At 72.6% G+C, this 22,050-nt stretch carries 19 protein-coding genes and 1 other RNA gene; 5 read left to right on the top strand and 15 right to left on the bottom strand.

Annotated features, from left to right (window positions below; translation table 11 throughout):
- Window positions 1-19 precede the first annotated feature (19 nt).
- A complete protein-coding gene (glnA, locus tag FFG40_RS11150) occupies window positions 20-1,357 on the bottom strand; it encodes a type I glutamate--ammonia ligase (protein ID WP_027465449.1) in 1,338 nt (445 codons plus the stop codon).
- 114 nt (window positions 1,358-1,471) lie between these two features.
- Window positions 1,472-1,651 (bottom strand): SPOR domain-containing protein, encoded by a 180-nt coding sequence (locus tag FFG40_RS11145; protein ID WP_027465448.1) that lies wholly within the window; start codon window positions 1,649-1,651, stop codon window positions 1,472-1,474.
- Window positions 1,652-1,801: 150 nt separating this feature from the next.
- Here FFG40_RS11145 and map point away from each other — a divergent pair, with 150 nt between their 5' ends.
- The 3 genes from map to rnpB all read left to right on the top strand — a co-directional run bounded on the left by map (window position 1,802) and on the right by rnpB (window position 3,976).
- The gene (map, locus tag FFG40_RS11140; RefSeq protein ID WP_138803223.1) at window positions 1,802-2,665 is read left to right on the top strand and encodes a type I methionyl aminopeptidase; all 864 of its coding nucleotides are present in this window, start codon (window positions 1,802-1,804) and stop codon (window positions 2,663-2,665) included.
- Between the two features lie 41 nt (window positions 2,666-2,706).
- Window positions 2,707-3,456, top strand: coding sequence for a polyphosphate--glucose phosphotransferase (gene ppgK / locus FFG40_RS11135; RefSeq protein ID WP_027465446.1), 750 nt, complete (start codon window positions 2,707-2,709; stop codon window positions 3,454-3,456).
- 159 nt (window positions 3,457-3,615) lie between these two features.
- Window positions 3,616-3,976: RNase P RNA component class A (gene rnpB, locus FFG40_RS11130), an RNA gene on the top strand.
- A gap of 1,048 nt (window positions 3,977-5,024) precedes the next feature.
- Here the strand turns inward: rnpB and FFG40_RS11125 are convergent.
- The 10 genes from FFG40_RS11125 to FFG40_RS11080 all read right to left on the bottom strand — a co-directional run bounded on the left by FFG40_RS11125 (window position 5,025) and on the right by FFG40_RS11080 (window position 15,911).
- Window positions 5,025-5,759, bottom strand: a complete 735-nt coding sequence (locus tag FFG40_RS11125; protein ID WP_027465445.1) for a zinc ribbon domain-containing protein — start codon at window positions 5,757-5,759, stop codon at window positions 5,025-5,027.
- Window positions 5,760-5,761: 2 nt separating this feature from the next.
- Window positions 5,762-6,607: a Nif3-like dinuclear metal center hexameric protein gene (locus tag FFG40_RS11120; RefSeq protein WP_071244543.1), complete on the bottom strand. Its 846-nt coding sequence runs from the start codon at window positions 6,605-6,607 to the stop codon at window positions 5,762-5,764.
- 149 nt (window positions 6,608-6,756) lie between these two features.
- A complete protein-coding gene (locus FFG40_RS11115; RefSeq protein ID WP_138803222.1) occupies window positions 6,757-7,812 on the bottom strand; it encodes a hypothetical protein in 1,056 nt (351 codons plus the stop codon).
- Between the two features lie 107 nt (window positions 7,813-7,919).
- Entirely contained in the window at window positions 7,920-8,606 is a 687-nt protein-coding gene (locus FFG40_RS11110; RefSeq protein WP_185974164.1) for an alpha/beta hydrolase, read from the bottom strand.
- Window positions 8,607-8,656: 50 nt separating this feature from the next.
- Complete coding sequence (locus FFG40_RS11105; RefSeq protein ID WP_138803221.1) at window positions 8,657-9,640, bottom strand: AraC family transcriptional regulator; 984 nt, start codon at window positions 9,638-9,640, stop codon at window positions 8,657-8,659.
- A gap of 130 nt (window positions 9,641-9,770) precedes the next feature.
- Window positions 9,771-10,184 carry an ATP-binding protein gene (locus FFG40_RS11100; RefSeq protein ID WP_035808261.1) on the bottom strand — a complete coding sequence of 138 codons (414 nt, stop codon included), beginning with the start codon at window positions 10,182-10,184 and terminating at the stop codon, window positions 9,771-9,773.
- Window positions 10,184-10,519: an STAS domain-containing protein gene (locus FFG40_RS11095; RefSeq protein ID WP_017886068.1), complete on the bottom strand. Its 336-nt coding sequence runs from the start codon at window positions 10,517-10,519 to the stop codon at window positions 10,184-10,186. The genes FFG40_RS11100 and FFG40_RS11095 overlap by 1 nt, the downstream gene beginning before the upstream one ends.
- A gap of 59 nt (window positions 10,520-10,578) precedes the next feature.
- Window positions 10,579-11,787: a multidrug effflux MFS transporter gene (locus FFG40_RS11090; RefSeq protein WP_260678863.1), complete on the bottom strand. Its 1,209-nt coding sequence runs from the start codon at window positions 11,785-11,787 to the stop codon at window positions 10,579-10,581.
- Between the two features lie 610 nt (window positions 11,788-12,397).
- On the bottom strand, window positions 12,398-15,055 hold the full coding sequence (locus FFG40_RS11085) for a phosphoenolpyruvate carboxylase (protein WP_138803219.1): 2,658 nt from the start codon (window positions 15,053-15,055) through the stop codon (window positions 12,398-12,400).
- Window positions 15,056-15,227: 172 nt separating this feature from the next.
- Complete coding sequence (locus FFG40_RS11080) at window positions 15,228-15,911, bottom strand: heme oxygenase (biliverdin-producing) (RefSeq protein WP_138803218.1); 684 nt, start codon at window positions 15,909-15,911, stop codon at window positions 15,228-15,230.
- Between the two features lie 84 nt (window positions 15,912-15,995).
- Between FFG40_RS11080 and FFG40_RS11075 the strand changes: the two genes are divergently transcribed.
- Window positions 15,996-16,841 (top strand): siderophore-interacting protein, encoded by an 846-nt coding sequence (locus FFG40_RS11075; RefSeq protein WP_138803217.1) that lies wholly within the window; start codon window positions 15,996-15,998, stop codon window positions 16,839-16,841.
- 559 nt (window positions 16,842-17,400) lie between these two features.
- On the top strand, window positions 17,401-17,967 hold the full coding sequence (locus tag FFG40_RS11070) for a GIY-YIG nuclease family protein (RefSeq protein ID WP_138803216.1): 567 nt from the start codon (window positions 17,401-17,403) through the stop codon (window positions 17,965-17,967).
- Window positions 17,968-18,015: 48 nt separating this feature from the next.
- On the opposite strand, the gene FFG40_RS11065 is transcribed toward FFG40_RS11070, so the two are convergent.
- From FFG40_RS11065 to FFG40_RS11055, 3 genes are all read right to left on the bottom strand, one after another.
- Window positions 18,016-19,566: a GMC family oxidoreductase gene (locus tag FFG40_RS11065; RefSeq protein WP_138803215.1), complete on the bottom strand. Its 1,551-nt coding sequence runs from the start codon at window positions 19,564-19,566 to the stop codon at window positions 18,016-18,018.
- Window positions 19,563-20,948, bottom strand: coding sequence for an alpha/beta fold hydrolase (locus tag FFG40_RS11060; RefSeq protein WP_138803214.1), 1,386 nt, complete (start codon window positions 20,946-20,948; stop codon window positions 19,563-19,565). The genes FFG40_RS11065 and FFG40_RS11060 overlap by 4 nt, the downstream gene beginning before the upstream one ends.
- A gap of 82 nt (window positions 20,949-21,030) precedes the next feature.
- Window positions 21,031-22,038 carry a hypothetical protein gene (locus FFG40_RS11055; RefSeq protein WP_138803213.1) on the bottom strand — a complete coding sequence of 336 codons (1,008 nt, stop codon included), beginning with the start codon at window positions 22,036-22,038 and terminating at the stop codon, window positions 21,031-21,033.
- Window positions 22,039-22,050 lie beyond the last annotated feature (12 nt).

The raw sequence follows: 22,050 nt of genomic DNA, 5'->3' as shown, positions 1-22,050 counted from the left end.
GTGGTCAGGGCGCTCGGCTCTAGAGCGCGCCGAGGTTGGTGTCGAGCTCGAACGGGGTGACCTGGTCGCGGTAGCGCTTCCACTCCTGCCGCTTGTTGAGCAGCACGAAGTTGAACACCTGCTCGCCGAGGGTCTCGGCCACCAGCTCGGAGTCCTCCATGAGGCTCAGGGCGTGGTCGAGGCTCGCGGGCAACTGGCTGTAGCCCAGGGCCCGGCGCTCCGAGTCGCTGAGGCTCCAGACGTTGTCCTCGGCCTCGGCGGGGAGCTCGTACTCTTCCTCGATGCCCTTGAGGCCGGCGGCGAGCAGCAGCGAGTACGCCAGGTACGGGTTCGCCGCCGAGTCGATGCCGCGGTACTCGATTCGCGAGGACTGGCCCTTGTTCGGCTTGTAGAGCGGCACCCGCACCAGGGCCGAGCGGTTGTTGTGGCCCCAGGTTACGAAGGACGGGGCCTCGTCGCCGCCCCAGAGCCGCTTGTACGAGTTGACGAACTGGTTCGTCACCGCGGTGATCTCCGGCGCGTGCTTGAGCACGCCGGCGATGAAGTGCTTGGCCGTCTGCGACAGCTGGTACTGGCCACCGGCCTCGTAGAAGGCGTTCTGGTCGCCCTCGAACAGGGACACGTGGGTGTGCATGCCGGAACCGGGCTGGCCGGAGATCGGCTTCGGCATGAACGTCGCGTAGACGCCCTGCTCGATCGCGACTTCCTTCACCACGGTGCGGAAGGTCATGATGTTGTCCGCCATCGTCAGTGCGTCGGCGTAGCGGAGGTCGATCTCGTTCTGCCCGGGGCCGGCCTCGTGGTGCGAGAACTCGACCGAGATGCCGAGGTCCTCGAGCATCCGGACCGACCGGCGACGGAAGTCGTGCGCGCTGCCGCCGGGGACGTTGTCGAAGTAGCCGGCCTGGTCGACGGGCTGCGGGCCGCCGTCCTTCCACTCGCGGCTCTTCAGCAGGTAGAACTCGATCTCGGGGTGCGTGTAGAACGTGAACCCGCGGTCGCTCGCCCGCGCCAGGGTGCGCTTCAGCACGTTGCGGGGGTCGGCCACGGCGGGCTGCCCGTCCGGCGTCGTGATGTCGCAGAACATCCGCGCGGTGGGGTCGATCTCGCCGCGCCACGGCAGGATCTGGAAGGTCGAGGGGTCCGGGTGCGCCAGGACGTCGGCCTCGTACGAACGGGTGAGGCCCTCGATCGCGGAGCCGTCGAACCCGATGCCCTCGGCGAATGCACCCTCGACCTCGGCCGGGGCGATCGCCACCGACTTCAGCGTCCCGATGACGTCCGTGAACCAGAGTCGGATGAACTTGATGCCGCGCTCCTCGATGGTGCGGAGCACGAAGTCCGTCTGCTTGTCCATGCACGACCTTTCCGTGTATCGGGTGGCCGCTGGCGGGCCTCGTCCCAGGCTAGTGGTCCGGCGGTGTGCGCGGGGCCGTGCGACGCGCCGTCACCGGGGCGCCGCCCGCGGTGCTCAGCGGTCCTCGGCGTCCCACTTCTCGTTGTTCGCGGCGATGCGGTCGAGCGCGTGCTGCGCCTCTTCTCGCGTCGCGAACGGGCCGATCCGGTCGCGCTGCGGCGACTGCGGGCCCTGCTCGACCTGGCCGGTCTTGTCGTTGAACCACCACTGGGACTCGATGCGGTCTTCGCTCATGCCGCCCACCGTACCCACGCAACCGTCTGGAGGCCCGGTGCCGGTCCGTCGGACCGGCACCGGGCCTCCAGGCAGTCACGCCCACCGGCGTCGGACCGCACCGTGGGGCGGTTGCGTTCGGCGCGTCGCGCCGCGGCTAGAGTGGTCCGCATGCCCCGGGACGAACACGGACACCTGACCGCCGGCCGCATCTCCCCGCACCGCGCCGTCCCGAAGGACATCGAGCGTCCGGAGTACGTCGGGAAGGTCGAGCCCTACGAGCACGGTCTCGGTGACACCTACACGCCGGACGAGGTCGAGCGCATCCGCGTCGCGGGACGCATCGCGTCGCAGGCCATCGACGCCGTCGGCGAAGCCATCCGCCCCGGTGTGACCACCGACGAGCTGGACCGGATCGGGCACGAGTTCGTCGTCGCACACGGCGCCTACCCCTCCACGCTCGGGTACCGCGGCTACCCGAAGTCGCTCTGCTCGAGCCTCAACGAGGTCATCTGCCACGGCATCCCCGACGACACCGTCCTGCAGGAGGGCGACCTCGTCAACATCGACATCACCGCCTACAAGGACGGCATGCACGGCGACACGAACCGCACGTTCGTCGTCGGGCAAGCAGCACCCGAGGTGTCGGACCTGGTCACCCGCACCGAGGAAGCACTGCGTCGCGGCATCAGGGCCGTCGCCCCGGGCCGGCAGGTCAACGTCATCGGTCGCGCCATCGAGGCGTACGCGAAGCGCTTCGGCTACGGCGTCGTCCGCGACTACACCGGACACGGCGTCGGTCGGGCGTTCCACTCCGGCCTGATCATCCCCCACTACGACGCACCGCAGTACGACACGGTGATCGAACCCGGCATGGTGTTCACCATCGAACCCATGCTCACGCTCGGCGGCATCGAGGCCGACATCTGGTCCGACGACTGGACGGTCTCGACCCGTGACAAGTCGTGGACCGCGCAGTTCGAGCACACCCTCGTCGTCACCGAACGCGGCGCGGAGCTCCTCACCGTCTCCTGACCGGACACCTCCGGCAGGCAACCGAAAGGCACGACAACCTCATGACCTCCCTCGCAGTCGGCGTCGACATCGGTGGTACGGGCATCAAGGGCGCGATCGTCGACGTCGCGTCCGGCGCCCTCACCACCGACCGCATCAAGAAGGCCACGCCCGAGGGCGGGAAGCCCCAGGACATCACGGCGGTGGTCAAGGAGATCATCGGCGAACTCGCCCCCGGTGACGACGTCCCCGTCGGCGTCTGCTTCCCGGCGATCGTGCGGGACGGCAAGACGATGTCCGCCGCGAACGTGTCGAAGAAGTGGATCGGCTTCGAGGCCGAGGCACTGTTCGAGAAGGAACTCGGCCGCTCCATCCACTTCGTCAACGACGCCGACGCCGCCGGGTTCGCCGAGCAGCAGTTCGGCGCGGCCAAGGGCAAGGACGGCCTGGTCATCGTGACGACGCTCGGCACCGGCATCGGCACCGCGCTCATCAACGACGGCGTGCTCATCGTCAACTCGGAGCTCGGGCACCTGGAGATCGAGGGGCACGACGCCGAGTCGCGCGCCTCGTTCGCCGCCAAGGAACGCGACGACCTGTCGTGGAAGCACTGGGCGAAGCGTCTGCAGAAGTACTACTCGACGCTCGAGGCCCTGCTCTCCCCCGAGCTCTTCGTCGTCGGCGGCGGGGTCTCGAAGCAGTACGAGGAGTTCCTCCCGCTGCTCGACCTGCAGGCCGACATCATCCCCGCGACGCTCCGCAACAACGCCGGCATCATCGGCGCCGCGACCCTGGCGGCGCGCAGCGTCTAATCGGGTCGCGGGCGTGCCTGGTCGCGGGCGTACCTGGTCGAATCGGGCGTACCTGGTCGGAACTTCCGACCAGGTACGCCCGTTCTCATCAGGTACGTGTGTGCGTGGGGCTCTCCTCGCATCGGGCACCGCGGAGCCGGGTAGACTCGCCCCAGCGAATGGGTCGGTGAGACGGTCGCGTCGCTCCCCCGGGAGCGCCGAGGAACGTCCGGGCTCCACAGAGCAGGGCGGTGGGTAACACCCACCCGGAGCAATCCGCGAGACAGTGCCACAGAAAGCAGACCGCCGGCGGAGACGTCGGTAAGGGTGAAACGGTGGTGTAAGAGACCACCAGGGGTCCGGGTGACCGGATCCGCTCGGTAAACCTCGCCCGGAGCAAGGTCAGACAGAGGACGTTGAGGCTGCTCGCCGAGTCCTCGGGTAGACCGCTGGAGGCCGACGGCAACGTCGGTCCGAGAGAGATGGCCGTCACCGCCGTGCAAGCGGCGGGACAGAACCCGGCGTACGGCCGGCCCATTCGCCCCTTCTCCGTGCCGCGTTAGGCGGCGCGCGCGGTCACGACTCCCCGCTCAGGTCCGCCGAGTGGTCACCAACGGTCGGCCGGCAGGACCGCAACCGACAGTTCGTGACCTCCCGGCGGCACGCACGCGACGCGTTGCGACCAGCCCACGACGGACAGGAGCCGCAGTGCAGCGCCGCCACGGGCCTCCCCTCAGGCGGCGCGCGCGGTCACGACCCCCGCTCAGGTCCGCCCAGTGGTCACCAATGGTCGGCCGGCAGGACCGCAGCCGACGGTTCGTGACCTCCCGGCGGCACGCACGCGACGCGTTGCGACCAGCCCACGACGGACAGGAGCCGCGGTGCAGCGCCGCCACGGGCCTCCCGTCAGGCGGCGCGCGCGGTCACGACTCCCCGCTCAGCTCCGCCGAGTGGTCACCAACGGTCGGCCGGCAGGACCGCAGCCGACAGTTCGTGACCTCCCGGCGGCACGCACGCGACGCGTTGCGACCAGCCCACGACGGACAGGAGCCGCGGTCCAGCGCCGCCACGGGCCTCCCGTCAGGCGGCGCGTGCGGTCACGACTCCCCGCTCAGCTCCGCCGAGCGGTCACCAACTGTCGGTTGGCACGGCCGCAGCCGACGGTTCGTGACCTCCCGGCGGCACGCACGCGACGCGTTGCGACCAGCCCACGACGGACAGGAGCCGCGGTCCAGCGCCGCCACGGGCCTCCCGTCAGGCGACGCGCGCGGTCACGACTCCCCGCTCAGGTCCGCCGAGCGGTCACCAACGGTCGGTCGGCAGGACCGCAGCCGACAGTTCGTGACCTCCCGGCGACACGCACGCGACACGTTGCGACCAGCCCACGACGGACAGGAGGCGCAGTGCAGCGCCGCCACGGGCCTCCCCTCAGGCGGCGCGCTCGGTCACGACCCCCCGCTCACGTCCGCCCAGTGGTCACCAACGGTCGGCCGGCGCGGCCGCAACCGACAGTTCGTGACCTCCCGGCGGCACGCACGAGACGCGTTGCGACCAGCCCACGACGGACAGGAGGCGGACGTCGCTCGCGACTACAGCCCGGACTCGGCCGTCCGCACCAGGATCGCGTCGCTGTCGGGGCACAGCACCACGTCGTCGGGCGCAGCCCGGCGGATGGTCTGCAGATCGGAGTTGTTGAGCGCCACGCCCGAGGCCGTCGACACGCCACCCTGCAGCAGCGAGGCGCCGAAGCCGTAGCGCGCACGCTGCCGGTCGTACAGGGCGAGCAGCTCGGCCGGCACCTTGGCGGCGACGTCGGCGCGCGCCTGCTCGGCGGACTCGCGGTCGGCCGTGAGCCGGGCGATCTCCGCGTCGCGCTCGGCGACCAGACCACCGCGGGCGGCCTCGACGTCGGCGAGCTTCGCCTCGATGTCGCCGACCCGGGCGCGGAGCCCGTCGAGGTTCTCCATGATCTCGAGCTCGGCGGTCTCGAGGCCGCCGATGCGCCGCTGCAGCGAGTCGAGCTCACTCTGCAGTCCGGCGGCGTCCTTCGCGTTCGCGACGTTCTGCAGCATCGTGGTGTCGCGTTCGACACGGGCCTGCGCAACTGCGGTGTCGGACTCCAGGCGGGCGAGGTCGCGCTCGGCGTCCTCGACCTCGCCGGTGGCGGCGACGAGTTCACTGCGGAGCGCCGCGGCCTGCTTGCTCAGCTCGGTCAGCTGGTCGCCCTTCTGCAACGACGTGATGCGGTGCGCGATGCGGGTGACGTCGTTGTCGAGACGCTGGACGTCGAGGAGGATGACCTGGTCCTCGGGTGCTGCCTTCATGGTCAGGCTCCTTCTGTGGGGGTGGTCGGTTCGGCGGCCGGCAGGACGGCGAAGTCCCACGGGTCGGTGCGGAGGTCGCTCACGGTGACGCGGACCCCGGCCCGGGTGCGCAGCTGCTCTGCGGCGACGTCGAGCCAGAGCCACTCGGTGGCCCAGTGCGAGGTGTCGATGAGCGCCGGCCCGCCGCCGAGCAGCGCCTGCTCGCGGAACTCCGAGGCCGGGTGGTGCCGCAGGTCGCTCGTGATGTAGACGTCGGCGTCGAGCACGGCGGGGTGGCCGAGCAGCGAGTCGCCCGCACCCGCGCACAGCGCCACGGTGCGGACGGGTTGGTCGAAGTCGCCGGAGACGCGGACCCCGGTGGCCGTGGGCGGCAGCAGGTCGACGAGCTTCCGGGCGAGGGCGCCGAGGGTCGTCCCCTCTGGCAGCACCCCGACTCTGCCGATGCCCGTGTCGGGGTCGGCTCCGGCGTCGAGCGGTCGCTGCTCGGTGAGCCCGAGTCGGTCGGCGAGGACGGCCGAGGTGCCGGTCGTCACGACGTCGGCGTTGGTGTGCGCCGCGAGCAGGGCGCTGCCGCCACGCACCAGGGTCGCGAGGACGCTGCCCTTGTAGGTCGACTCGGCGATCGTCGTCACCCCGCGCAGCAGCAGCGGGTGGTGCGTGAGCAGGAGCCCGGCACCGAGTTCGACGGCTTCACGGGCGGTGGCCGGGACAGCGTCGACGGCGAGGTGCACGTGCTCGACGGTGGCGGCGGGATCACCCGCGACGAGCCCGACGGAGTCCCACGACTCGGCACCGGCGGCGGGCCACAGGTCCTCGATCACGGCCTGGAGTTCGCGGAGCGTCGGCATCCCATCAGTGTACCGAGGCGACCGCCCCGCACGGGGCAGCCGGTCCGTGTGGGGTGATCCGGGCCTCCAGGCAGTGCAGCCGATGGCAGTGCAGCCGGAGGCAGTGCAGCCGACGGCAGTGCAGCCGACGGCGTCGTGGCCGCGAGCCGTCAGCGACGACCGAGCAGGCCGAGCAGCCGGTTGACGAGTCGCGACCACCAGCCGGTCGGGGCCGGCGCTGCCGCCGTGGCAGTGTCGGCTTCCGCGGCCTCCGCGACGGGGGCCGGGACCACGGGTGCGGCGACGGCGTCCGGCAGGACGACCGGCGTGCTGGCGGTGACGCCCTGGTGCGCGGTGAGCGCGGCGGCGAAGGCCGCGCGGTCGATGACCGTCGGCCCGGTGGCGGGCAGGACGAGCGGGGTCGGTCGCGTGGCCGCGGACACGGGGGACACTGCCGGGAGGCCCAGCACCGGTCGGACGGGTTCGTCGCGTTCCGGGGTGATGAGTTCCACCACCGGTGCGGCTTCCGGTGCGGGTGCCTGCTCTGCTGCGGGGACGCTCCGTGCTGCGCGGGTCGGCACGGGGGCCGCCCGGGTGACGAGCGCCACGGGCGCGGTCGCTGCGCGGCGGGCTGCGGCGCGGTCGCGGCGGTCCGCCTCGGCGGCGGCGTCGGACAGCAGGTCGGCGAAGACGGTGTGGGCGAAGGCGCGGGCGGCCGTCACCTCGGGGTCCTCGGAGCCGGCGACGGTGGCCTCCCACGCGGCGAGGCGAGCGAGGTCCTCGTCGCGGCGGCGGACCTCGTCCTCGAGCAGGACGATGCGCTCGATGCTGCTGCGGCCCGTGGACGACGAGACCTTGACCGCGAGGTCCTCGATGCGCAGGGCCAGACGCTCCGGCGGCTCCGGGAACGACGGGGCGCAGAGCGCGGCGTGGCGGGCGCGGTCGCGGCGGAACGCGGGGGCGGCGGGTGCAAGCGGGGTCGTCTCGTCCGCCGGGGCGGTCGTGGCGACGTGCGCCGGGGCGGTCGTCGGGTCGACGGTCGCTTCGTCGGCGGTCGTGGTGCTGATCGCGGCGTGTCCGGGGCGCTGCACGGGGCCGGTGACGGGCGGGACGACGAGGTCCGGCACGTACGGGGCGCGGGTCGCCGGTGCGTCGCGGAGCCACTCCTCGAGCTCGCGGCCGAACGGGTCCACGAGCGGGGTGCGTGCGCCGGACTGGGTCTCCATGCTCGAAGGATAAATATCGCGCGGGCCGAAATGCGGGACATCCGCGGAGTGTCGCTGCACCGCCTGCCATATCGGAGCGGAGTTGAGCGGCGTGTCGCGCCCGGTGGTCATCGGGGTGGGCGGAGGCCGTCCTCGAACGCCCGCAGCAGTTCCCGCCCCGCGGGCCAGGCACCGACACCACTGGCGACGTTCACGTGTCCGAGGGGACCGACACGGACGACGTCCGCGCCCATGACGTCGGCGAACACGACGCCCCGGTCAGCGCTGCAGTACGGGTCGTCGTCGCTCACGACGAGGCGCGTCGGGACCTGCTGGGCCGGGGGCACCGGGCGCGGTGCCACGAAGCCCGAGGCCTCGGCCGGGAACATGTCGCCGAGCGGGTCGGGCGGGGCGACGAGGAAGGCACCGGCGACGAGCGCGTGAGCGTCCGCCGTGGTGGCGAGCCAGTCGGCGACGGCCAGGACGCCGAGGCTGTGGGCGATGAGGACCGGGGGCTCCGTGCACGAGGCCACGGCCGTCGAGATCGCGTCGCGCCAGTCGTCGGGGTCCGGCTCGCTCCACGAGGTGGGGGCGATGCGGACGGCGGCGCGCTGGGGGTGGTGATCGCGGTGGTCGTGCTGGCCGTGCTGGCCGTGCTCGTCGTGCTGGTCGCGCTGGCCGTGCTCGTCGTGCTGGCCGTGCTCGTCGTGCTGGTCGCGCTCGTCCTGCCGCTCCCGCTCCCAGATGGACTGCCAGTGGTCCGGGTCCGAGTTCCAGATGCCGGGGACGATCACCCACGGTCGCGGTCTGCTCACCCGGGCAGCGTAGCGAACCGACGAGGTGCCGATCCGGAGTGTGACGTGCGTCAGGGCTGCAGGACAGCGCCCCGGGGCTGCTGCAGCGTGTCGCGCGGGTACTGCCCGAAGCGCGACGCGTAGGCCGCCGAGAACCGGCCGAGGTGCGCGAAGCCCCAGCGCAACGCCACGCTCGCCACCGTCAGTTCGCCCGCCGACGCACGCCGGAGTTCCTCGTGCACGCGGTCCAGGCGGATCCCCCGCAGCAACGCGTTCGGCGCTGTGCCGACCTGCCGCTGGAACGCCTGCTGCAGCCCCCGGACGCTCAGGCCGACGTGCTGGGCGACGTCGGTCGTGGTCACGGGCGTGTGGGCGAAGGCGTGCATGAACTCCACGGCTTCGCGGACGCGACCAGTAGCTCCCTGCGGCAGCGCGACGTCGGGGGCGATGGACTCGTGTGGGAACGTGTCGAGGAACGCCAGCGCGGTCTCGCGCACGGTCTCGGCCAGGGCCAGCGCGGTGAGCGGTGCCGGGCCGAGCACCATCGCTGCGGCTCGTTGCACCCGGGCGTTCCAGGCGCGGAGGTCCTCCGGCCGGGGCGCGGCGGTGTGGTCGAACACCAGGGGGCCGGGCCGGGTGCCGTGCACCTCGGCGGCGACGCCCTCCAGGTACGTGCGGTCGAACTGCACGAGGCTCTGGCGGACGTCCTGCAGGTCGAACACGAAGGGGCGCCGCGTCGGGAACACCCGTGGCGTCCCCGGTGCGAAGTCGACCTCCTGGCGACCGACGTCGACGCGGCCACCGCCGTCCGAGGTCCACATCACGACGTACTCGTCGGGGACCTCGACCTCGCCCTGCATCCGCCCGTCGAACCGGGTGGAGCGGAACGTCATCGATCCGTCGCCCACGACCTGGAACCGGTACGCGAACGGACGATCGGTCCGGGACGCCGAGAACCCCGTGCTCTCGTAGGCCTCTTCGTACAGTTGCACGGCCGCGTCGAGTCCGGCGCCGGACGTCTCGAACCGGATCCGGGGATCAGGCTCGACAGTCATCGCGCGAATCGTGACACGGTGTCCGGGAAACGCGACAATCGGCGATCCGTCATTGCGGTTTACGGCCCACGGAGTGCGCTGGGCGGACGACCGGTGCGGCTAAGTCGATGTGTGACGGCCGTGCTCCCGCTCAGTGCCGGGAGCGCAGCACCGTCCAGCGGTTCCGGTCGGCCACGCGCTCGTACCGCAGGTCGTCGACGACCATCCGGACGAGGGCGAGCCCGCGACCACCCTCGGCGAAGTCGTCGGGCAGCACGGCGGCGTCGGGATCCACCGTCGCGGCGACCCCGTCGTCGGACAGCAGCGCCTGGAAGCGCTCGTCGCCGATCTCGAGCCGGAGCTCGCACGAGACGCCGTCCGGCCGGGCGCCGTGCTCGATGACGTTCGAGGTGAGTTCGACCAGGGCGAGCTCGAGGGCCATCCGGTCCTCGGCGGCGACGGACGGCTCGTGCTGCCACACGCCCGCGAGGAAGTCGTGCACGGCGGACACGTCGTCCGGAGGGCACGCCAGTGCGAGCATGTGCTCGGCGACGGGGGCGGTCATCACCAGTCGGTCACCGCGGCGTCCCCGTCGGGGTACGTCCGCAGGATCTTGTCGATGTTCGAGAGCTTGAGCACCATCTGGACCTGTTCCGACGGTGCCGCGATGCGGAGGTCGCCGCCGGCCTGCCGCGCGGTCTTGAGGCTGCCGACCAGGGCGCCGAGGCCGGAGGAGTCCATGAACTCGACCCCGGAGAGCTCGACCACGAGCCGCGAACGCCCGTTGCCGACGATCTGGGCGACGGTCTCGCGGAACGTGGGCGCGGAGACCATGTTGAGCCGGCCGCTGCACTCCAGGACGGCGGTGTCGGTCTCCGCCTCGTGTACGACGATGTCCATCTCGGTGGGTCTCCTCAGATCGGTGCGCCTTGCAACCAGCAACCTACCGGCTCAGACCGTCACTTGTGGGACCGGTTTCGCCGCGTCGCCGTCACCTGGACCACCACGGCCGCGGCCATCAGCGCTGCCATCACCCCGCCCATCGCCAGTGCCGTGCCGCCGAGCGCGCCGGCGAGCGGGGTGCCGAGACCGCCGATGCCGAAGGTCAGCCCGCCCTGCAGGGCAGCCGCGGTGCCCGGGTGCGCCGCGCCGACGTGCTGGGTGCGGGTCATCGCCGCCGGCAGGACGAACCCCCACGCGGCCGTCACGACCGCGAGGGCGCACCACACCGGCACGGGCCCGAGTCCGAGGAGCGCCGACACGAGCACGGCCGTGGCCCCGACCGTCCCGACGACCAGGCCCAGGGTCAGCAGGGCGTCTTCGGTGAACCGTCCGACGAGCCGACCGAACAGCAGCGTCGTGACGATCATCATCGAGGCGTTCGTGGCGAAGACGAGCGTGTACAGCCCCTCGGAGAACCCGAACTCCGACTGGAACACGAACGAACTCGTCGCGATGTACGCGAAGAACCCCACCGTCGACAGCACCCCGCTCAACACGTAGGCCCGGAACCGCGGGATCGCCAGGAGCTCGCGGATGCGCCGCCCGTTCGCCGCGAACCCGACGCCACCGCGACGCTCCGGCGGCAGGGTCTCGCGGAACCGCAGCACCACCGCCACGAAGAACACGGCACCGAGGACGGCCAGCACGACGAACATGAGCCGCCACGTGCCGACCGTGAGCACCGCTCCCCCGGCCAGCGGCGCCACCACGGGGCCGATCGCGTTGATGGCCGCGAGCGTGCCGAACACCTTCGCCATCCGGGTGCCGCTCGTCACGTCGGACACCATCGCCCGACCGGCCACGGCGCCCGCGGCACCGGCGAGTCCCTGCGCGACGCGGGCCACCACCAGCGTCACGACGTCGGGCGCGAGCGCGCAGCCGACCGACGCGAGGGCGAACAGGGCGGTCCCGACGACGAGCATCGGCCGACGACCGATCCCGTCACTCACCGGTCCGACGAGCAGCTGGCCGACCGCGAAGGCCACGAGGAACGCCGTGAGCGACAGCTGCACGGCGCCCGGCGTGGTGCCGAGGTCGCGCGCGATGGCCGGGAGTGCGGGGATGTACATGTCCGTCGCGAACGGCGAGACCCCGACGATGAGCGCCAGCGGCACGATCGGGGGCAGCACGGTCGTCGTCGGTCCCAGGCTGCGCTCCGTCGTCACCTCGGACACGCTACGCGTCCCCGAATCGATTCGACGGGCACTTCGTGAGCAGCAACGGTCCGGTCGAGGTGCCGGACGCGACCGTTGCGGCGCACGGAACGCGGGCCTGCGACGTGGGCACGGACGGACGGGAGGCCCGGTGCGGCCCCGCCACGGGCCTCCCGTCCGGCGCCGCGAGCGGTCACGACCCCCCGCTCACGTCCGCCGAGCGGTCGCGTTCCGTCGCCTTCGTGACCACTCGGCCGGGGCAACCCGACGTGTCGCGACCTCTCGGGCCGACCGACGGCGCGAAGCGCGCTTGGTCACGACACCCCGCTCACGTCCGCCGAGCGGTCGCGTTCCGTCGCCTGGCGACGGCGCAGCCGACGCTTCGTGACCACTCGGCCGGGGCAACCCGACGAGTCCTGACCACTCGGGCCGACCGACGGCGCGAAGCGCGCTTGGTCACGACACCCCGCTCACGTCCGCCGAGCGGTCGCGTTCCGTCGCCCGGCGGCGGTACAGCCGACGCTTGGTGACCACTCGGCGGTGCGGCCCGGGACGTGCGCGCGGACGGACGGGAGGCCCGGTGCCAGCTGGCACCGGGCCTCCTGTCCGTCGGTCGGGGGCGTCAGCCCGTGTTCTGCAAGCCGGCCGCGATCCCGTTGACGGTGAGCAGCAGGAGCCGGTGGTCGGCGTCCGTCGGGTCCGTGCTGCCGGAGGTGCGGATGGCGCGCAGCGCACGGAGCTGCAGGTGCGACAGCGCGTCGACGTACGGGCTGCGGAGGCGCACGGCGCGGGCCAGGACGGGCCGGTCCTCGAGCACGTCGCTGCCGCCGGAGACGCGGAGCACCCAGTCGCGGGTGCGGACCATCTCGTCGAGCACCTTCGCGGCGAGGTCGTCCCGGTCGGCGAGCTCGAGGTACCGGCGGGCGATGTGCTCGTCGGTCTTCGCGAGCGACATCTCGACGTTCTTGATCATCGCGGCGAAGAGCGGCCACTCGGCGTAGGCGGCGCGGAGCACGTCGACGTCGCCGACGGCCTCGAGCGCGGAGCCGAGCCCGTACCAACCGGCGAGGTTGATGCGCGCCTGCGTCCACGAGAACACCCAGGGGATGGCGCGGAGGTCCTCCAGCGACTCCACCGACAGGCCACGACGGGCCGGGCGCGAGCCGAGGGGCAGCAGGCCGATCTCCTCCATCGGGGTGACCCGGGCGAACCAGGGCGCGAAGCCGTCGGCCTTGACCAGGTCGTAGAAGGCGACGCGCGAGACGTCGTCGAGTTGCTGGGCGAGCTCGGCGAACCGGGCGGCCGCGGCGGCGGTGCGCGCCTCGTTCGACGGCGACGACGCGAACAGCGTCGCCGAGGCCATCTGCTCGAGGTGGCGGGCAGCGATGTCCTGGTCGCCGTACTGGGCGAAGATGACCTCACCCTGCTCGGTGAGCTTCAGGCGACCGTCGATCGATCCCGGCGGCTGCGCGAGGACGGCCTCGTTGGCGGGACCGCCACCGCGGCCGAGCGAACCGCCCCGGCCGTGGAACAGGGTCAGCTCGATGTCGTTGTCGCGGGCCCAGTCGGCGATGCGGGCCTGCGCGTCGTACAGCGCCAGGTTCGCGGACACCGGGCCGACGTCCTTCGACGAGTCCGAGTAGCCGAGCATGACCTCGAGCCGACGGCCGGTCGCGGCGAGGCGTCGCTGGAACGCCTCGGTGCGGACGGCCTCGTCGAGGATGTCGACGCTGGCGTGCAGGTCGGCGAAGGTCTCGAAGAGCGGGATGACGTCGAGCACCGGCGCGGCCTCGGCGGACCCGAGCGCCGCGACCGCGAGTTCGTGCACGTTCGCCAGGTCCGCCGGGGACTGCGTGAAGGACACGATGTACCGGTTCGCCGCGCGGACACCGTAGCGCGACTGCAGCGCGGCGATCGTGCGGAACACGGCGAGGACCTCTTCCGTGGTCTCGCTCAGTTCGCCACCGGCGCGGATCTCGGCCAGGGCCGTTCGGTGCACCTGCGAGTGCTGCCGGACCTCGAGCTCGGCGAGGTGGAACCCGAAGGTCTCGACCTGCCAGATCAGGTTCTGCAGCTCGCCGTTCGCCGGGCGGATCGCACCGGCGGCGATGAGCGACGCCTGGATGGTGCGGAGGTCGGCCAGCAGCGCCTCGGGTCCCTCGTAGGCCAGCGGCGTGGTGCCGGTCCGGGTGGCGTCGATGCGCGCGGCGACGAAGAGGAGCGCACGTCGATGCGTCTCGTTCGGTGCGCGGACGCCGATGCGCTCGGCGATGCCCGGGTCGAGCGACTCCTGCGCGGCGACGAGGGCGGTGAGGCCGGCGTCGGCCGGGGTGTCGCTCGCGTCGAGGGTCAGGGCGCTGCCGATGCGGGTGGTCGCGCGGGCGAGGCCCAGCAGGATGTGCTCCGCCGCGATCTCGGCGGCCTGGCGGGTGACGTCGGCCGTCACGTGCGGGTTGCCGTCGCGGTCGCCGCCGATCCAGGTGCCGAACCGCACGAACGCGGGCGCGATCACGGGAGCGCGGCCGGCTTCGTCGCCCTGCAGCCGGTCGTCGAGCAGGCGGTAGACCTGCGGGACGATCTCGAACAGGGTCTGGTCGAACACGCTCATCGCGGTGCGGACCTCGTCGAGCGGGGTCGGCCGGGTGGTGCGGAGCGGGGAGGTGCGCAGGAGGGTCGTGATCTCCTCGAGCAGGCGGCGCTCGTTCTCGGCGCGGGCCGTCGCGTTGCGGGCGCGGTCGCGCTCGTCGATGAGGTCCGTGATGCGGCGGACACCCGTGGTGACCGCGCGGCGGCGGGCCTCGGTCGGGTGGGCCGTCAGCACCGGGTGGAACCGCAGGGTGCGGAGGCGCTCGGCGGCCTCGGCCTCGCCGACCTCGGCGACGAGCTCGGCGTAGGTGGCGGGGAACGAGTCGCCGGCCACGCCGCCGTCATCACCACGCTGACGGAGGACCCGCACGCGGTGGTGTTCCTCGGCCAGGTTGGTGAGGTGGAAGTAGGTGGTGAACGCCTGTGCCACGGCCTCGGCACGTTCGGCCGACATGCCAGAGACGATCGCCTGGGCACGCGCTGCACCCTCGGCGTGGTCGCCCTCGTAGGCATCGATCACGGCGGCGCGCAACGACTCCACGTCGTGGAGCAGTTCGTCGCCCCCGTTCTCCCGCAGCACCCGGCCGAGGAGGTTGCCGAGGTACCGCACGTCGGCGCGCAGGTCACTGTCGACCGCACCGCTGACGTCGTCCCGCGCGCGCTCGTGGCGTGCAGATCCGTCGATCGCCGTCATGGAGTCCTTTCCGGGTCGTCCGGGAGGCTGGTCCCGGGTCCCAGCAGCGTATCGGCACCCGGGGGCGCATGACGTCGACCGTCTGGACGGACGCGGGACCGGGCGGGAGTGCGCAGCCGCTGGGCGGTCAGGCGGGTCCGGACGGGCTGGGCCCGGGTACTGCCGCCGCGGTTCAGGCGGGCACGGAGGCGCTGCCCGGCTCCTGACGGAACGGCGCACGGCGGGCATCGAGGCCGGCGAGCAGCCCACGGTTCAGCTCGTAGGCGAGTTCGACCTCGGCGATCACCCGCTCCTGCTCGTCGGCCGTCCACGGCGCGGCGTCGAGCTGGGCCCGGTAGGTGTGCTCGAAGTCGCTCGGGTCGGCGACCTGGTCGAAGATGTAGAAGAGGACACCGTTCGTGTCGAACCCGAACCGCTCGGCCAGCACCTGGCCGATCACGTGCCCGCCGGACACGTCGCCGAGGTACCGCGTGTAGTGGTGTGCCACGAAGCCGCCGGGCCACTCGGCCGCGACCTCGTTGAGGCGTCGCACGTACGCGGTCGTCGCGGGCAGCGGGCACACCAGCTCGGACCAGTCCGGGCCGATCAGGTACTCGAGGTCGGCGCGGATCGCCGGCATCCGGGTGAGCTGCGCGGTGACGAACGGCGCCGCCACGGGGTGGTCGGCCATGCGTTCCGCCGCCCGCTCGAGCGCGTCGTACACGAAGGCGTACTGTCCGAGCAGGTCCGCGTAGTCGGCGACGTCGCAGTCGCCGCCGAGCAGGTCCTGCATGAAGCCGCTCGTGGCCGAGGCACCGTGCGAGCGCCGCGTGCGACGCCGCAGCAGCTCGGAGAACGGGATGACGGTCGAGTCCATGAGGTAAGGCTAACCTTAGTGATGCGCGCGTCAAGCAGGGATCACCCAGGTGGCGCCGAACCCGCGAGAGGAAGCTCCCCCACGATGAGCTCGAAACCCAAACGCCCCCAGCACGTCTTCGTCGTCGACCGCACCGAACGGCTCTCGCCCCACATGGTGCGCGTGCACCTGGGCGGCTCGGCCTTCGAGGACTTCGTCGCCCAGGCCGACCCCGACCGGCTCGGCTCGACCGACAAGTACGTCAAGCTCCTGCTCGCGAAGCCGTCGCTCGGACTGTTGCCGCCGTACGACCTCGAAGCCCTGCGCGAGACCCTGCCGAAGCACAACCGCCCCGCCCGCCGCACGTACACGGTGCGTGCGGTCGACCACACCACGCGGACCATCGCGATCGACTTCGTCGTGCACGGCGACGAGGGCCTCGCCGGTCCCTGGGCAGCGTCCGCGCAGCCGGGTGATCGGCTCGCCCTGTCCGGGCCCGGTGGCGGCTACGCGCCCACCACGGACCCGGCGGTCACGCACGTGCTGCTCGGTGACGACAGTGCCCTGCCCGCGATCGGCGCAGCACTCGAGTCGATGCCCGACTCCGCCACCGGGGTCGCCCTGGTCGAGGTGGCCGGGCCCGCCGACGAGCAGGACCTCCGGCACCCGGCCGGGGTCGACCTGCGATGGCTGCACCGGGACGCCACCGGCGCCCAGCCGGGCACGCTCCTGCTGGAGACGGCCCGCGGGCTGCCGCGTGCCTCCAGGCCGGTCCAGGTCTTCGCGCACGGCGAGCGGACCGCGATGAAGGCGATCCGTCGGCTGCTGCAGGACGACTGGGGGCTGGAGAAGCGCGAGATGTCGTTGTCGGCGTACTGGGCGCTCGGTCGCGGTGAGGACGAGTTCCAGGAGGAGAAGCGCGAGCCCGTCGGGGTGATCTTCACCGACTGACGGCGGTCTGCGTGCCCGTTCTTTCCCATGGCGGGCGCGATGGCTGGTGGGAATGGGCGTACTTGGTCGGACGAACGGACCAGGTACGCCCGTTTGGACCAGGTACGCCCGGTCTTGGTCCGTACGCCCGGTCTTGGTCGGTACGCCCGTTCTTGGTGGGTACGCGCGGCGGCCGGGGCGCCCGGATCCCGCACGTACGCCCGTTCCTTCCCAGAACGGGCGCGATGGCTGGTGAAATCGGGCGTACTTGGTCGGATGAACGGACCAGGTACGCCCGATTCGACCAGGTACGCCCGGTCTTGGTCCGTACGCCCGGTCTTGGTCCGTACGCCCGGCGGCACAGGCGGCCGGGGCGGCCGGATCCCGCACGTACGCCCGTTCCTTCCCAGAACGCGCGCGATGGCTGGTGTAAACGGGCGTACCTGGTCGGAAGAACACGCCAGGTACGCCCGATTCGACCAGGTACGCCCGGTTCGACCAGGGACGCCCGGTACGGCCCGGTACGCGCAGCGGCCGGGAGGCCCGGGGCACGTCGGTGGGTCGGGCTAGCGTTCCGCGCATGGTCACCTCGTCGTGCTGCGTGCCGGGTTGCGCGGGCGTACTCACGGACGGTCTCGCGGGAGTCCCCCTGTGCGGCGCGCACGTCGCGTTCGTCGCCGACCTCGCGGCCGAACACCCCGGCATCGAGGACGCCCTGCCCGGTCCGTGCCCGGCGTGCGGTTCGCGGGTCGGGGTGCGCTACCCCTCGGGGATGGTGTGCGGCCGGTGCGAGTGGCGCTGGGGGGAGGTACCGGACGGCGACCTCGCTCCCCCTCGGGTCGACGTCGTCTACTACCTGCGGATGCGCGACGACTTCGGCGACCGCATCAAGATCGGCACGACGATGAACCCCCGGCAACGGCTCGCGGCGATCCCGCACCAGGACCTGCTGGCGTTCGAGCGCGGTGACCGGACCCTCGAACGCCGACGGCACGCCGCGTTCGCCGCCGGCCGGTACCCGGGTACCGAGTGGTTCCGGGTGACGCCGGAACTCCTGGCCCACGTGGACACCGTCGCCGCCGGGGTCGACGACCCGTGGGACCTGCACGCCCGGTGGACGAGCGAGGCGCTCGCGCTGCAGGGCTGACGCACGACCGAGCAGGCGGAGCGCCTGCTCAGCCGTCGGGGCGCCTGCTCAGGCGGCCTGCAGCATGCGGTCGGCGGTGCGGAGCGAGAGCGCCATGATCGTCAGTGCCGGGTTCGCGATGACCGCGCTCGGGAACACCGAGTTGTCGGCGATCCACAGGTTCGGGACGTCCCACGAGCGGCCGTCCTGGTCAACGACGGAGGTCTCCCGGTCCGTGCCCATCCGCGCGGTGCCGATGGTGTGCGCCGTGCGTTCGAGCACCCGGACGTCCTGGCCACCGGCTGCCTCGACGATGGTCGTCATCGTGCGGACCGCGTGGCGGCGGATCGCCTCTTCGTTCGAGCCCGGGGTGAACGAGACCCGGGCACGCGGGACACCGTGCTCGTCGAGTTCGTCGGTCAGCTCGAGCCGGTTGTCGTCGTACGGCAGGCACTCGGCGTTGATGCCGACGCCAGCCGAGAACGGGTAGTCCTGCAGCGCCCGGACGAGCTCGGCACCGCGGAGTCCGCCACCCCGGACCAGCGAGGTCGCGAAGGTCTGCGGCTGCACGCCCAGGCTCTGGATGAGGTAGCCGCCGGCGAAGTCGGCATCCGCCGGTCGGACGAAGTCCTCGGTGATGATCGACGACGGGTACCCGCGGTACGAGCGCATCGACTCGTCGAACCGCGCCCACACCTGGGTGGCTCCGTGCGCGGTGAAGTTCCGGCCGACCTGTCCGCTGCCGTTCGCGACACCGGTGTGCAGCAGCAGCCGCGGCGTCTCGACACCGCCCGCGGCGAGGACGAGGGTCCGGCAGCGCTGGCGGTGCTCGCGCCCGTCGGCGGTGTACAGGACCGCCTCGACCCGTCCCGCCGCGTCGAGCTCGATGCCGTGCACGAAGGACTCCGGACGGATCTCCGCACCGAACGCCACGGCGGCGGGCAGGTAGGTCGTGTCCATCGACACCTTGGCGCCGTTGCGGCAGCCCTGGTGGCAGGAGCCGCAGGACACGCAGGCCTGGCGCAGCCCGTGGTGCTCCTGGTGCCGGTCCTCGGTGGTCAGGCCGACCGGGGCATCGGTCGCGGTGATCCCGGCCGCCGCGGTGCCGCGCATCATCATGTCCGACGAGGCGTTCCGGGCCGGCGGACGCATCCGGTAGCGACGGGATGGATCCCACGGGTAGTGCTCGGGGCCGGCGACACCGACGTCGTGCTCGACCTGCTCGATCCAGCCGGTGAGCTCGGCGTGGCTGATCGGCCAGTCCTGCCCCGCGCCGCTCTCGGTCCGCAGCCGCAGGTCGTGCTCGCTCGGCCGCGGGGTGAACGCGCCCCAGTGCAGCGTCGACCCGCCGACGCCCGTGCCGCTGTTGTTGGGGCCGAAGGCCGTGGGGGCTCCGCCGCCGCTCAGCCGCTCGTCCATCCAGTTGATGTCACCCGGGGCGGCGACCTCGTCCGGCACGTGGTCGCCCGGCTCGGTGTTGCGGCCGGCTTCGAGCGCGACGACCGTCAGGCCACGGCGGGCCAGCGAGGCGAGGAGTGGTGCTCCCCCGGCCCCGGTGCCGACCACCACCACGTCGACGACGTCGTCCGTGCCGTACGTGCGTTGTCCGTCGAGTCTCATCGTGCAGCTCCGGTCGTCGGTGCGGTGTCCGTCGTGGTGGCGGTGCCGGGGTCGGTGGGGGCCTCGGGTTCCCAGGCCTCGCGCTGGCCCGCCGCGAGCAGCTGGAAGCCCTGCTTGCGGACACCGTCGCCGCCGTTCGCGTAGCCGTCGAAGTCGATGGCGGCCATGGTGGCGGGGTGTGCGAGCCAGTGCTTGACGAGGTCGACGCTGGCGTCCTCGAACCACGCGCGCAGCTGCTCGGCGTCGAGATCGCCGTCGGCGCGGTACCGCCCGGCAGCCACGGACTCGAGGGCGTGGTCGAGCACGCCGTCGCGGGCGGGTGCGGCGAGCACGTCGAGCGCGGCACGGTAGGCCTCGGCGTCCACCGGCAGGCCGTCCGGCCGCCAGCCGTCGCCGAGCTCCGCGGCCAGCTGCGCGTCGACCCGCAGTGCCAGGTCGACCTGGTCGACGCCGGGTTGCGGGACGACGATCCGCGCGACCGCGCGCAGGGTGTCCAACTGCGTCGGCGTGAGGGCGTGGGGTGCGGCCGCCGGATCGTCGGGCAGTGCGCGCTCGGCGAGCAGGCCCCGGGTCCGGGCGCTGACCCGCGGCGAGGCGATCACTCGGGCGTGCTCCACGGGGACGACCGGCGACCCCGCGACCCGGCGCTGCCAGAAGCCGCGGATGCGCTCGGCCACGGCCTCGGGCTGTTCCCAGGGCAGCAGGTGGGCGGCGCCGTCGACGACGTGGAGCTCGCTGTTCGGCCAGTGCGGCAGGGTCAGGCGACGCTGGGCGTCGGCATCGAGGTCGCCGTCCTCGGCGCCGGCGAGCACCAGGGCGGGCACCGGGTTCGGAGCGGCGTCCGACCAGTCCTCGCGGCTGCCGCGGGAGAGCCAGTCCGTCCAGGCTGCGGGGTCGGTCCGCTCGACGTCCTGCACCGCCGCGCTGTGCCGCGCGGGGGCCAGGGGTGCCGCGGTGTTGGCGGCGACGAACTCCTCGGCGTCCTCGGTGCCGATCGGGCCACCGGCAGCCCACGAGAGCATCGTCCAGCGGCGGTCGTCGTCGATCGGCTCGGGAGCGAGCGGGGACGCGGCGAGGAGCACCACGGCCCGCAGCCCGAACAGGCCGTTCGCGCCGGAGATCGTGCGGTCGGCCACCACCGTCGCGACCTTGCCGCCCATCGAGTGCCCGAGGAGCAGCCACTCCGTCGAGCCGCTCGCCCCGATCGCGCGTTCCACCAGGACGGCCATCTCCTCGACGGTGGTGCCGGACGACGCCGGGCTGCGGCCGAAGCCGGGCAGGTCGATGCCGATCAGGTCGAGGTCGCCGAGGAGCTCGGCACGCAGCAGCGCGAACTCCTCGGAACTGGCGCCGAGGGCGTGGAGACAGAAGACGGTGGTCACCCTGTATACCTACCCGTCGCTCGCGAACGCTCCCAGCCGCGCCGTACCCCGTCGCGCCGCGCCTGTACCCCGATCGGCGGCGTCACCGGGCGTACGCGTCGACGAACAGCGCGCCCCGGAGCTCGCGCAGGGTGTCCGCCAACCGCTCGACGGTGCGGCCGGAGATGCCCGAGACCTGCAGGTCGTACGGGCCGAGCTCCGGCAGCCGTCCGGTACGGATGCGGACGACCTCCCACCCCACGGCGCGGATCGCTCGGTCCTTCCTGCGGTCGGTCTCCTGCCGCGGGCCGACGTGCTCGAGCCCGTGCCGACCGGTCGAGTCGTACTCGATGGCGACGCGGAGCTCGGGCAGGATGATGTCCGGCCAGGCCTCGACGTGGTCGAAGAACGGGCGGTCGAGTCGGATGGCGGAGTGGTCGTACGTGAACGCGAACCGCTCGGACAGCATGCCCCGGAGTTCCGCTTCGACCGCCGAGGCCGTCGCCGGGGCGCAGACGCTCGTGAACGACTCACCCGACGGCAGCCGCGGGGTCTTCGGGCAGATCGTGCGGGGAACGGACTGGGCGGCCCGACGGGGTGCGCCACCGGCCGACGCTGCCGAGCCGGCCGAGCCGGCGGACCCGGCGACGGGCCGACGAGAGCGGGCACGGCTCGACGCGACGGCTCCGGCCGGCACCCCGCGAACCGGAGCCGCGGGCAGGGTCTGTCGTCCGGCACTCCGGACGACCCGCTGCGGCACGGGCACCGTCTGGGGCCAGTCCGACGGCAGCACCGGCCACCGCTGGGGCTGGGCCTGCACCGCGCACTCGGGGCACCACACGGAGCGGCGGCGCTCACGGCCCGGACGGGACCGCTGTTCGGACGGGGTCGCGACGAAGACGTGCCCGACGTCGCACTCCCAGGTGAGCAGGACCTCGGCCGCCGGGGGGACCTGGGTCAGGACGACGCCGTGGTTCCAGTCGGGGTGGTACTGCCGGATGAGCACCGGGTACGGCGCCCAGTCGGCGCGGAACTGTCCGACGGCGTACGGCACCGCTTCGCCGCGCGACCACTGTCGGCGGCGCCACCACGCATCGACGGGTTCGGCCACCCCACCACGCTA

Source organism: Curtobacterium sp. KBS0715 (assembly GCF_005938005.2).
GTDB classification, from domain to species: domain Bacteria; phylum Actinomycetota; class Actinomycetes; order Actinomycetales; family Microbacteriaceae; genus Curtobacterium; species Curtobacterium flaccumfaciens.
This window is presented reverse-complemented; position numbering and strand designations above follow the sequence as displayed.